Genomic DNA, 12,527 nt, shown 5'->3' with positions numbered 1-12,527 from the left:
GCCTCCCATGCGCTATTAGTTGAATATTCCCTGCAATAAATTTGAAACATAAATGAAACAAAAGCAGAGATAGGTTAACTACGTCACTGGCTAAATGGGAGGTATCCATGTCCGGATCACCTGTTCAAAAACGTTTTTTCTTTTCATTCTCTATCCGAACCAAGCTGCTGCTCATCAATGTGACTTTGCTGTTAGGCGTTGCCGCCTACGCGCTTTATGAGAACAACAGCGCAAAGCATTTGTCCTCTTTGGAACACGCCTCGACAGAAAACTTAAGCAGTTCCATTGATCTGTTGATGCTTCGCCGACACGAGAAAGACTATTTGGCACGTCGCAGCGAAAAATACCTGACGAATTTCGATGCTACCTATTCTCAACTGCAACAACGCATTGCGCACTTATCAGACGTTCTCGCCAGTGAGTCGATTGCCATTGACGATCAACGTCAGCAAATTGTAACCACTCTATCTCAGTATCAAACTCAGTTTCATCAATTGGCGCGTCAGTTGGCAAGCATTGACGCGTTGCAAAGTGAGCTATTTGCAGCACGTCGCGTGCTCAAAACCGATGTACTCAGCGCCAATGATGGAGAGCTTACCGCGCAGTTTTTGCAGTTGCTTGACCACGACTTAACTTTTGTCACCGAACCAACGCAAGAATACAAGGTGGCGCTGCTCGAAGGGCTTCGCCAGTTTGCCAAGTTTGAAACCAGTTTGTCTCCCGCTTTTACCGATTATTCCAACACCTTATCTCGATACATCAGCGCGATCGCAACGCTTGGCTTGACCGCAAACGAAGGCCTAAGAGGCGCGCTCCGTAGCAATGTGCACAAAACCGAACAGGCGATTGCTGATCTACAAACCACCATCAAGCAGAGCGTTGAGCAAACTGCAGCGGATATTCGCAGCCACTTACAGTGGATGGGCGTGGCGATCGTCGTGCTGTTGTCGTCACTGCTCTACATTATTGGCCGTAGTATTCTTTCGAGAATCAAAGCCATTAACCTCTTGATGGATGACATTGCCAATGGCAGCGGAGATTTAACGGTACGAATGAATGCCAAAGGCAGTGACGAGCTAGCGCAGTTATCCCGTTCATTCGACCTCTTTATCAGCCATCTACATGACAACATCAAACAACTGGCGTCTGTGATGGGTGTATTAGGTGAAAGCTCTTGCAGCTCAGAGCAAGCAGCGCAGAAAAGTATGCAAAACGCGCAGCAGCAGAAGTTAGAGTCCGAGTCTGTCGCAACGGCGGTAAATGAACTGGTGATGACGACCAATGAGATCACCGCCAATATTGAATCGGCTGCGCAAAATGCGCAACGAGTGAATAGCGAAGCCGATAAAGCACTGCAACTCACCCACGCGACAGGTAAGCGAATTGATACGTTGGCCATCAGTATCGAAGAGTCGCAAGCTCAGATCCAAGCACTTGAAGCACAAAGCCGCGAAATCAATGCCGTTGTCTCTGCCATTCAAGGGATTGCTGAACAAACCAACCTGTTGGCGTTAAATGCGGCCATTGAAGCCGCGCGCGCCGGAGAAAGTGGCCGAGGGTTTGCCGTGGTCGCTGATGAAGTGCGTCAGCTCTCTCGGCTAACCAATGATTCCACCTTACAAATTGAATCCACCGTACAAGCACTGACCAAAGGGATCGCTCAAACGGTCAACAAAATGGCAGACAGTGTCGATCAAGCTCGTACAACGAATGTGGATACGCGCCATGTGGTCGAAGCGATTGAAGGTATCAGCACGCAAATCACCGAGATGTTTGATATGAACACGCAGATTGCGACCGCGTCAGAAGAACAATCAATGGTATCAGCAGAAATTGACCGCAATATTACGCAAATCGCGCAGCTGGCGGGGGACACTTATGAGATCGTTTCTGGCTCTGTCCGATGCAGCGAACAAGTGTCGGATGTTAGCCACAAGCTGGAAAAGATCGTCGCCCAATTTAAGTATTGAACGCCCTAACCTCCTTGCCCTCATCGACTTAGTGACGACAGATAGCAGAAAAAGCAAAAGAGCCTCAGTGAGGCTCTTTGTTTGATCTTTATAAGCACGCAACGCGAAATTAGCTTTCTACACCACGTGATTTTAGGTACTCAGAGTAAGTGCCTTTGAAGTCGGTGATTTTGCCATCACGAATTTCAATGATGCGAGTTGCCAGTGAGTCTACAAATACGCGATCGTGCGAGACGAAGAACAATGTGCCTTTGTATTGCTCAAGAGCATTGTTCAATGATTCGATCGATTCCATATCCATGTGGTTGGTTGGCTCATCCATCAGCAGCATGTTTGGTTTGTGCATCATCAGCTTACCAAGCAGCATACGACCTTGCTCACCACCAGATAGGACTTTTACCGACTTCTTGATGTCGTCTTGACCAAACAGCATACGCCCTAGGAAACCACGAACCACTTGCTCATCGTCGCCTTCTTGACGCCATTGGCCCATCCACTCCATTAGGTTTAGGTCTTCTGCAAATTCATGCGCGTGGTCTTGCGCGTAATAACCGATGTTGGCGTTTTCAGACCATTTGAATTCACCAGTGCGTGGTTCGAGTACACCCGCCAGCGTGTTCAGTAGGGTTGTTTTACCCACACCGTTCTCACCGATGATCGCAACACGCTCACCCACTTCAAAAATTGCGTTGAAGTCTGAGAACAAGTCATCTTCAAAACCTTGGCTTAGGTTTTCAACAATCAAAGCGTTACGGAACAACTCTTTTGACTGTTCGAAACGAATGAATGGGTTTTGACGGCTAGACGCTTTTACTTCATCCAGTTTGATCTTGTCGATTTGCTTCGCACGAGAGGTCGCTTGTTTTGCTTTCGATGCGTTGGCAGAGAAGCGCGCTACGAAGGTTTGTAGCTCAGCAATCTGTGCTTTCTTCTTCGCATTATCGCTTAGTAGACGTTCACGAGCTTGTGACGCCGCGGTCATGTACTCGTCGTAGTTACCTGGGTAAACACGCAGCTCACCGTAATCCAAGTCCGCCATGTGGGTACACACAGAGTTTAGGAAGTGACGGTCGTGCGAGATGATGATCATGGTGCAGTTACGCGCGTTTAGTGTGTCTTCCAACCAACGGATTGTATCCATATCCAAGTTGTTGGTTGGTTCGTCAAGCAACATGATGTCTGGATCGGCGAATAGAATCTGTGCTAGAAGCACACGCAGTTTCCAACCTGGTGCCACACTGCTCATTAGGCCGTAATGCTGTTCCATTGGAATACCTACAGCAAGAAGAAGCTCACCCGCTTTCGCTTCTGCCATGTAGCCATCCATTTCCGCGAACTCGACTTCAAGATCCGCAACACGCATGCCATCTTCTTCGCTCATTTCTGGCAACGAGTAAATACGATCACGCTCTTGCTTCACTTTCCACAGTTCTTTGTGACCCATGATAACGGTGTCGATAACCGTGAACTCTTCGTAGGCAAACTGATCCTGATTCAGTTTTGCAACACGTTCATTTGGGTCGTAGCTAACGTTACCACTCGTTGGTTCAAGTTCACCACTGAGGATTTTCATAAAGGTTGATTTACCACAACCATTTGCCCCAATTAGACCATAGCGATTGCCTTCGCCAAATTTAACTGAGATGTTTTCAAACAGTGGCTTTGCGCCAAATTGTTGAGTGATATTCGCTGTAGAAATCAAAGCTTTTACCTTAGTGAGTAAGTAACAAATAGAAAAAACTGCGCAACGTTACTTGTTCATGCCCAAGAGTGCAAGCTTTGATTTTTATGACTTAAATCACAAAACGTTGACATACGAAAGGTGAATATGGATAAAGTTTCACAGCAAATTTCTATTTGTCTGAATTATGAACAGTTTTTGAGACTACAATCTCTTCGTTATGTCTAAAGATTACGATCAACTTATGCCAAAAATATTACGTCTATTCGTTTGTTTTACTCTGCTGTTTGCACCTGCATCCTTTGCCCAATGGCAATATGCTGCGCAAACACCACCTCAGATCAACGCCCATGCACTGAGCGTTGAGTCCGATTTAGCCCGATTGCCTGACCCGCTCTTTATGAGCGCCAAAGATCAGGTGAAGGTGAACCAAATGCTCACCGCTGTTATCGCCATGCAAAAGTCTGAAGGTGACGCCTTCAAACGTTTGCTTGAACAATATCGCCAAGCGCCTACAGCAGAACATTGGCAAACGGTTGAGAGTCAATACCTCACCCTCAATAGCTTAGGCAGCAGTAAAGCCAAGTTGTTACAGCTCACTGATAGCGCGACCAAAGAGCAATTGACCGGTTTTGGCCCTTATGGCGTGACGCAGTTTCGCCAAGAGCTGACACTAACGAAATTGAATCTAGAATATTTAGCCCATTTTCAGTTAAGAAGCTTTCGCGCACTGATTAAAAACACCTTCATTTCTCCTGTGCCTGTTATTTGGACTGGGTTAAAGGTGTTTGCCGTATACTTGTTGTTGGTATGGTGGATGGCAAACAGCAAACGTATCATCACGCTGTTTCGTGAAAGCCAACTTGATAACAACAACGCCCCAGCCCTTTGGGTACGTTTGATTTGGTACATCAGCCGCGCAAACAAAGCCATTGCGTGGTTGATCGCGATTACGGTGTCGCTGCGCATACTCGCCTCACTGCCAAGCTTGCAACATTTGGTCTATTTGGAGATTTTCACCTGGTGGATCCTTGGTGGCTCCATTGCGATTAGTTTTATCCTTGAGTTTGCTTATCGTAACAGCCGTAGTTCGAGTAAAAAGGTTATTGCACTGCGTCTATCAACTATTCGTCGTTATGTATGGAGTGCGATCGCGGCAGGGGTTATTTTACAAATCTCCGTACGCACTTTGGGCAAAGGAACGATCTATTACTGGATCTACAGTGCGCTCTATTTTTGGTTTGTTTTGGTCACCATCTCTGTACTGCACTTGTGGCGTGCAACTGTATTCAATGTAGTCGACCGCATTGCTGAGCGTCCGGTCTGGGTACAGTGGGCAATCAAACGGCAAGATAGCTTTATTCTCAATATTCCAGCGACCGCAATAGCGGCAGTATGGCTGATTAGCCACCACTTTAAACATCGCATTATTGCGACTCTCTCAAACTACACTATGTTCAGTCAGGCACTTGCTTACCTCTTCCGTATCGAAGTGGCCAAGCAAACCAGCAACCGAGATGGTAACGACTCACTGGTACGCATTCGTGGTGATGCGGCATTTCAATATGTGCTGCCTCCGCAACAAGACAGCGAGTGGATTGACTACGCCAGTGATGAGATTCAAAACCTCTCTCGTTATTTGTTGACCGATAGCCCAGCGATTTGCGTGTTGTCAGGTGAGCGTGGTGTGGGTACCACATCGGTATTGAAGAAAATTCTTGGCAAAGTGAAAAACGCCACACCGCTTTACCTTAACTGCCCTTACGATGGCTACCCAGAGCTATTGAAACAATTGGCGACAGGACTAGGGCTATCAGAAGAGTCGACAGAAGTGCAAATCTTAGCGTTCTTGCGTAAAAGCAATGTGCCTTACCTGATTGCGGTCGATAACGCACAGCGTTTGGTGAAGCCCATGGTTGGTGGTTTAGTCGGACTAATGAAGCTGACGAACCTGCTGCGCCGCTCTAAACAAAATCACCGCGTTGTGATGGCGATTGAAAAAGCAAGCTGGCGTTTTGTCGATCGCGCTCGTGGCGAGCGACTGCTGTTTGATTGGGTCTCCTTTTTGCCTCGTTGGAATGAAAAACAGATTTCTGCGTTACTCGATAGCCGCGTGAATCACGATATTGAAAACCCGCTTAGCTTTGATGGCCTTGTGGTGCCTAAGCAGTGGGATCAAGAAGAGACTTCTGAGGAAGAACGAGCCAAGCAAGGCTTTTACCGAATTTTGTGGCATTACTCCGATGGTAACCCAACAGTGGCGCTGCGATTCTTCCGTTTGTCGTTAAGACGCAATAAAGAGTCTGATAGTGTCGTGGTGCGCTTGTTCCATGCACCGGAATCCAAGGAGCTGGAGCAGATGCCTAAACCGATGCTGGCGGTGTTACGTTCGATTGTACAGCTTGAAGTGGCCTCTCCCGAAGAGCTCTCTGAGTGTACTCAGCTCAGCATTGCTGAAGTGATTGGCACACTTCGTTTCTTTGAAAGCCGCGGCTTTATTGCCTGGAACGAGGATAAAGCTCGCGTCTCGGACCATTGGTTCCGCTACATTACCAACGTTCTCGATCGTCAACATTTGCTGGTGAAGTAATATGAATAAGAAACTCTACGCGCTATTCGCCACGGCTTTGATCTCGGCCCCAGCCTTCGCGACGGAAGAAATCGCCAATATGGAAAACATCCAGCAATTTGCCAGCTTGATCCGCTGGAGCGGTGTGTTCTTCTCTGTCATCATTATCGCCATTACTTGGCTGCTGTTGAAGTTCATGAATTCACTGGTAGAGACTATTGGCGGCCAGTTTGCGCAGTATCGAATGCTGTTGCAGAAAACCCAATCGTTCTTGCAATTCTTCATCTACTTAACCGCCGGCCTTGTGGTGTTTATGATGAGCTTTCGCATCAACGACCATATTTTAGCCTTAATCGGTGGCACGCTGGCGGTGTCGGTTGGTTTTGCGTTGAAAGACTTGGCCGCGTCTTTTATTGCCGGGTTGACGGTGATGATTGACCGCCCGTTTCAGGTGGGTGACCGCGTCACGTTTGAAGGCAACTATGGTGACATCATCGCGATTGGCCTTCGTTCTGTGCGGATGAGAACACTGACCGATGACATTATTACCATTCCGAACAACAAGTTTCTCAATGAAGTGACGGTCAGCGGAAACTATGGCGCACTGGACATGCAGGTGGTGATCCCCTTCTATGTCGGTATGGATGAAGATATTGTGCTTGCGCGTGAGTTGATTCAGGAAGCGGCTTCGTCTAGCCGTTACATCCACCTGCCGAAACCGGTGGTGGTACTGGTGAAACAGACGATCACGGACAACTATTTGGCCATCCAGCTAACCTGCAAAGCCTATGTGGTGGACACTGCTTATGAAAAACTGTTTGAATCTGACATTACTTTACGTGTAATGAAAGAGTTTAAGAAGCACGGCATCAAACCACCGAGAATTGCATTCAGCGGCCAATAGACCGTAGTCAATAAGCATCTATAAGTCCTTCAAACAAAAAGCTCTGTCGTATCGACAGAGCATTTCTTTATGCTCATCCACACAATTATTGAATCAGCAAGGTATCACGCAGTTTGGCTTCGTTCTTTCTTGGGAGGTAAACACTAAACGTGCTGCCTATCCCCAGTTGTGAACGCACTTTGATCTCCCCGCCTGATTGGCTAAGCAAACTCTGGCTAACAGAAAGACCAAGCCCGGTTCCATCACGTTTAGTGGTGTAAAACGGGTCAAATATTCGGCTCAGTTTTTCGGGCTTAATGCCGCAACCTTGATCTTCAATGTGGATCACCGCCCCCACGCTTTCCCCTTCTTCCAACCAATCTTCACTGGTGATGCTCAATCGGCCCTCACCGTTCATCGCGTGGATGGCATTCATTTGTAAGTTAACCAAAATCTGTAACAGTTGATGGCGATTCACTTCAACGGACGTATGCGCCTTGAGATCAGTGACGAATTCGATGGTGCGTTTTTTAGAGCCGGTTTTAACCAAGGTAATGCTCTCTTCGATGATCGGATTGACGTGCTGCCAAATGATCTCATCCTGCACCCCGCCCTGTCGGCTGTATTGCAGCAAGCTTCGCGTGATGTTACGAATTCGGTCGATCTGCGCCATCACCGTTTCTATTTCTTCCTCAACGCGAGCGGCATCGTCACCGAGTTCAAAACGAATCAACTCGACGTTACCCAGTATCACGGCGGTTGGGTTATTAATCTCATGGGCGATACCCGCGGTTAACTCGCCCAAGGCCGCCAGCTTTTCATTGACGACCAGTTTGTCGCGCGTTTGATTGAGTAATCGAATGTGGTGCTCAAGCTGCTCGGTTTTTTCATTAAGACTGGCTGTGCGCTCCAACACTTTTTGCTCCAGTTCATTGGCCGCTTGTTTGATCTGCTGTTCGCGCGTCTTGAGCAGATCGAGCATGTTGTCAAACTGTTTGGCCAGTTGCGCCAGCTCGTGGTTTTCATCTAGTCCTAACGCACCAATCCGCTTGTCTTTGCCCAGTTGCACCAGTTTTACCACTTTATGAATGCGTTCAATCGGACGGAAAAGATCCCGCGAGCCTCTATAAACCAAAAGCCCAGAGACCACCAGCAAGGTCAAGGTGATAACGCTGATTTCTACTATGTTGGTGAGATACGCTTTAACAAATGGCCACATCAAATAGCCGGTGTAGAGCATGCCGATGGTACTGTTGTACTGGTCGCGAATGGGTTGATAGGCTGTGATATACCAAGCGTCATAGACAAAGGCGCGATTGACCCATTGCTTGCCCTCGATCAGCACCGATTTATGCACTTCGCTCGACACTCGAGTACCAATCGCACGGCCAATCTGATCTTCGCTGTCTAACGGCACATTGGTGCTGACGCGGAGATCTTCCATAAACAGCGTCACGGTGCCAATTGGCCTGAGAGAATCCTCATCTCCGATGTAAATCAGGTCGCGGATTTGGTCGACGAGCACGGTGCTGTTGTTGAGCAGTAGTCCACCATCTAGAAAACCAATCAGATCATTACTTTGGTTAAACACCGGAATCACAGTGCGACTTACTAGGCCGCGCGTTTCGACCTTTCCACTTTTTAAAATGGGAACTTCCGCTCGTTTGGCCAAATCCTGATCAAGCTGTTTTAGTTCCTTTTCGCTCAGTACATCGAAAAACGATTCCTTTTGGGTTAAATCAAGAAAACGGAATTTTTGCTCTATGGTGTCGACACGATGAAAAGCGAGAAAATCGAGCTGATAATGTTTTTTCTGTTTATGCACCCATTGCTGAAGATCGTCTTGATCCACTGGCTGATTGATACGAGTGCGAAACTGATAGCTTTCAGCAAAGGCTTTAACGTAATTAGCCTGCTTCTGTTGCAATAGTGTAATGCTGTTATTGGCAACTCCTAGGCGTTCAGAAACATCAATCAGTGCACTGCTCCAAGTGTAATGAATCGACCAATAGACAGAGATGCCGATCAGTGCAATCAAGGTGAGGAAAATTGGCGCCGAGGTTAGAAACAGCAACCGATAGCGCACCATACTTTTAAAGCGATAGCGCCAAGTTGACCAAAGTGTTTGATCACTCTGCATAATCCGCTTCCTCAGTTTCCCACTCTTTGTATTTACGCTCCAACGTTTTGCGTGCCACGCCAAGATCACGCGATGCCGCCGATTTATTACCATCGTAATAGTGCACCACTTGCTGGATATGGGCTTTTTCTACCTCTTTTAATGTCCAATCATTGGGGTAGCCGGCACCGGAAAACTCAGGTTTCCCTTCTTTAAACGTTGGCACTTCCATACTATGTGAAACGGTGATCGACACATTAGGAAGAGCGGCAACGCCATTGAGCTCACGCCAATAATGTGCTGGTGGCTTACCCAACAGAATACAGCGCTCAATTAGATTCCTGAGTTCGCGCACGTTACCAGGCCAATTATAGTCGTGCATCGCTTCAATATCTTCGTGTGCCCACAGTGGCGCTGGCATGGCCAGTTCGGTAATCAATCGCTGAGTAAAAAATGGGACCAGATCATGGAGATCGGCTTTTCGATCACGAAGTGGTGGTACTTCAATCTTCAGCACGTTGAGTCGGTAATAGAGATCTTTACGAAAACGCCCTTTTTCAACTTCTTGTTGTAAATCGCGATTGGTTGCCGCGACCACGCGTACATCGACTGGAATTTCTTTTTCACTGCCAACAGGGCGAATGCTGCGCTGCTCTAGCACTCGCAGCAAGGACGATTGCATCGCGAGTGGCATCTCACCTATTTCATCGAGGAATAATGTGCCGCCGATGGCAACGCGGAAAAGCCCTTCACGTGCTTTTTTCGCCCCAGTAAACGCCCCAGAAGTATGACCAAACAGTTCACTTTCCAACAGTTCCGGCGCAATCGCGCCACAGTTTAGTGGCACAAAAGGACCGGTTCTACCACTGGCCAGATGAACACCACGAGCCACCAGTTCTTTACCAGTACCCGACTCCCCTTCAATCAGCACACACGCTTTTGATGGGGCAAACTGTGTGATCATGTGCTTTAGTTGGCGGGTTTTGTCGGAGTTCCCAACCATTTCAGAGATATGATTGCGCTGATAATCGCGTTTGAGCGCATATTGCATTCGTGCATTGAGGCGACGATCCATGCAACGTTTTACCGCTTGCAGCATCTGCTCGAGATTAAACGGCTTGAGAATAAAATCCGTCGCGCCCAGTTTTAACGCGGTAATGGCGGTTTCGAGATCGGCATATCCGGTCATAAAAATGACATCGGCTTTTCGCTCGGGATCATTAAACGCTTCTTCCCATTCGATACCCGAACGCCCTGGCAAATTGATGTCGAGCACTATCAGGTCGTAATGGTTGGTCACTCTGAGCTTTTCAGCTTGTTCGATACTGCCTACCGCATCCACTTTTGAAAACCATTTACCCAGCGCTTTTTTCAAAATGGCCTGCATGCCGACTTCATCATCGACAACTAACACGGAAAACGCTTGGTATTGAGATACGGAGTTGGGATCCAATTGAATAGACATACTTTCCTCGAGACAGAATGACGTATAGGACATAGTGTACCAATGAATCATTAAATCTCCTTATAAAATGTGCGACATTTTGTCTCACATCAAACTATTCGATGTTTAACTGCATGATATAAGGCTTATTTTCTCAATTTAGTACTGGTGTTTTGTTGGCATCTTGTTTGCAATAGGCCCATATGCAATTGCAAACTGATATCTAACAGCGCTAGCCGATGAGGTTTGACCGAGTGGTGACGCGGTTTGTGTGTCAGTGTGCTTAACGGCAATGGCCTATTTGCCCAAGAATGATTTGAAGGAATAAAAATACAATGAACAAAGTAGCTCTTACTTTGGCGGCAACGTCGATTACGCTGGTGAGTTTCTCCTCTTTCTCTGCCGATGATGTTCACCGTGTGCGTTTGGCAACCACGACCAGCACTTATCACTCTGGCCTGCTTGATTACCTACTGCCCGAATTCGAAAAAGACACCGGTTATAAAGTGGATGTACTGGCCGCTGGCACTGGTAAAGCACTGAAAATGGGTGAAAATGGCGATGTGGATTTGGTGATGACACATGCGCCAAAAGCCGAGTTGACCTTTGTCGAAAAAGGTTACGGTGTGTTACCTCGCAAGCTCATGTACAACGACTTTATTGTGGTGGGTCCAAAAGCAGACCCAGCGAAAGTCGCTCAAGACAACAGCGTGCTTGAGGTGTTTAAAGCCATCGCGGATAACAATGCCACCTTTATTTCACGTGGCGATGATTCGGGTACGCATAAGAAAGAACTGGGCATTTGGGCACAAACTAAGATGGAACCCAACTTCGGTGGCTATCGCTCTGTCGGCCAAGGCATGGGGCCAACACTGAATATGGCAGCCGAAATGCAAGCTTACACGTTAACAGACCGTGGCACCTGGCTGGCGTACAACAACAAGTTGGATCTTGCGGTACTGTTCGAAGGTGATCAAAAACTCTTCAACCCGTACCAAGTGATTTTGGTCAATCCCGAGCGCTACCCGAGCATCAATTATCAAGGTGCCAAAACGTTCAGCGATTGGTTAGTCAATCCGCGTGGTCAACAGCTGATCAACAGCTTCCTCTTAAATGGCAAGCAGCTGTTTGTGGCCAATGCAGATCAGAAGTAGTCATCAATGAGCCTTTGGCAAACAACACAAGAGGCTTTTGCCTTACTGTTTAGCTTAGACAAAGAACTATGGGAGATCGTTGCGGTCTCCTTTAGCGTTTCTCTTACCGCCATATTGTTGGTGCTGTTGCCTGCGACTTTTTTGTCTTTTCTCCTCGCCTACACCAATTTTCGCGGCAAGTGGCTGTTGGTTTCATTTGTGAACACGTTGCAATCGGTACCCACGGTGGTGATTGGTTTGCTGCTTTACATGTTCCTCTCGCGATCAGGTCCGCTCGGTGACTGGCAGATGCTGTTCACCCAAAAAGCGATGATCCTCGGACAAATGCTGATTTGCTTTCCTGTGTTGGTTTCGATGATGTATGGCGCGTTGCAATCGAGCGACCGCCGCGCGTTAGAAACCGCATTAACCCTTGGTGTGTCTCTGCCAAGATTAAGCGCGACGATGATTTGGGAAACCCGTTTTCCTCTTATGGCGGCTACCATTACCGGTTTTTCTCGAATTGTGACCGAAGTGGGTTGTTCGATGATGGTGGGTGGAAACATTATGGGTTTGACGCGAAACATCCCCACCGCGATTTCAATGGAGAGTCACAAGGGCGCCTTTGCTCAAGGTGTTGCGCTTGGTATTGTGCTACTCACCTTGGCACTCGTGTTGAACTTTTTGCTGTCGAGTATGCGTGGCAAAGGCTATTTGCGAACTTAGGA

The 12,527-nt window shown here is 47.6% G+C and carries 8 protein-coding genes; 5 read left to right on the top strand and 3 right to left on the bottom strand.

Annotated elements, in window-relative coordinates; genetic code table 11:
• Positions 1-107: 107 nt before the first annotated feature.
• Positions 108-1,970 carry a methyl-accepting chemotaxis protein gene (locus FC652_RS12160; protein WP_176298783.1) on the top strand — a complete coding sequence of 621 codons (1,863 nt, stop codon included), beginning with the start codon at positions 108-110 and terminating at the stop codon, positions 1,968-1,970.
• A 109-nt stretch (positions 1,971-2,079) separates the two neighbouring features.
• On the opposite strand, the gene FC652_RS12155 is transcribed toward FC652_RS12160, so the two are convergent.
• On the bottom strand, positions 2,080-3,672 hold the full coding sequence (locus FC652_RS12155; protein ID WP_011080431.1) for an ABC-F family ATPase: 1,593 nt from the start codon (positions 3,670-3,672) through the stop codon (positions 2,080-2,082).
• Positions 3,673-3,895: 223 nt separating this feature from the next.
• Between FC652_RS12155 and FC652_RS12150 the strand changes: the two genes are divergently transcribed.
• Together FC652_RS12150 and FC652_RS12145 are read left to right on the top strand one after the other, a co-directional pair.
• On the top strand, positions 3,896-6,241 hold the full coding sequence (locus tag FC652_RS12150) for an ATP-binding protein (protein ID WP_176298782.1): 2,346 nt from the start codon (positions 3,896-3,898) through the stop codon (positions 6,239-6,241).
• Position 6,242: 1 nt separating this feature from the next.
• A complete protein-coding gene (locus FC652_RS12145) occupies positions 6,243-7,124 on the top strand; it encodes a mechanosensitive ion channel family protein (RefSeq protein WP_176298781.1) in 882 nt (293 codons plus the stop codon).
• Between the two features lie 85 nt (positions 7,125-7,209).
• On the opposite strand, the gene FC652_RS12140 is transcribed toward FC652_RS12145, so the two are convergent.
• On the bottom strand, positions 7,210-9,243 hold the full coding sequence (locus FC652_RS12140; protein WP_176298780.1) for a cache domain-containing protein: 2,034 nt from the start codon (positions 9,241-9,243) through the stop codon (positions 7,210-7,212).
• A complete protein-coding gene (locus FC652_RS12135) occupies positions 9,233-10,687 on the bottom strand; it encodes a sigma-54 dependent transcriptional regulator (protein ID WP_176298779.1) in 1,455 nt (484 codons plus the stop codon). Before FC652_RS12135 ends, FC652_RS12140 begins: the two co-directional genes overlap by 11 nt.
• A 314-nt stretch (positions 10,688-11,001) precedes the next feature.
• On the opposite strand from FC652_RS12135, the gene FC652_RS12130 reads away from it, so the two are divergent.
• Together FC652_RS12130 and FC652_RS12125 are read left to right on the top strand one after the other, a co-directional pair.
• Positions 11,002-11,820, top strand: a complete 819-nt coding sequence (locus FC652_RS12130; protein WP_176298778.1) for a substrate-binding domain-containing protein — start codon at positions 11,002-11,004, stop codon at positions 11,818-11,820.
• Positions 11,821-11,826: 6 nt separating this feature from the next.
• Entirely contained in the window at positions 11,827-12,525 is a 699-nt protein-coding gene (locus FC652_RS12125; RefSeq protein ID WP_011150304.1) for an ABC transporter permease, read from the top strand.
• Positions 12,526-12,527: the final 2 nt, after the last annotated feature.

The organism is Vibrio sp. 05-20-BW147 (assembly GCF_013369385.1).
Classification (GTDB): domain Bacteria; phylum Pseudomonadota; class Gammaproteobacteria; order Enterobacterales; family Vibrionaceae; genus Vibrio; species Vibrio floridensis.
Note: the sequence above shows the minus strand (reverse complement) of the source record. Positions and strands in the feature narration are given on the sequence as shown.

Excerpts from the sequence above, each read along its gene's own strand:
- FC652_RS12150 (WP_176298782.1), top strand. The coding sequence starts at position 3,896 with ATGCCAAAAATATTACGTCTATTCGTTTGTTTTACTCTGCTGTTTGCA.
- FC652_RS12145 (WP_176298781.1), top strand. The coding sequence starts at position 6,243 with ATGAATAAGAAACTCTACGCGCTATTCGCCACGGCTTTGATCTCGGCC.
- FC652_RS12130 (WP_176298778.1), top strand. The coding sequence starts at position 11,002 with ATGAACAAAGTAGCTCTTACTTTGGCGGCAACGTCGATTACGCTGGTG.
- FC652_RS12125 (WP_011150304.1), top strand. The coding sequence starts at position 11,827 with ATGAGCCTTTGGCAAACAACACAAGAGGCTTTTGCCTTACTGTTTAGC.
- FC652_RS12140 (WP_176298780.1), bottom strand. The coding sequence starts at position 9,243 with ATGCAGAGTGATCAAACACTTTGGTCAACTTGGCGCTATCGCTTTAAA.
- FC652_RS12160 (WP_176298783.1), top strand. The coding sequence starts at position 108 with ATGTCCGGATCACCTGTTCAAAAACGTTTTTTCTTTTCATTCTCTATC.
- FC652_RS12135 (WP_176298779.1), bottom strand. The coding sequence starts at position 10,687 with ATGTCTATTCAATTGGATCCCAACTCCGTATCTCAATACCAAGCGTTT.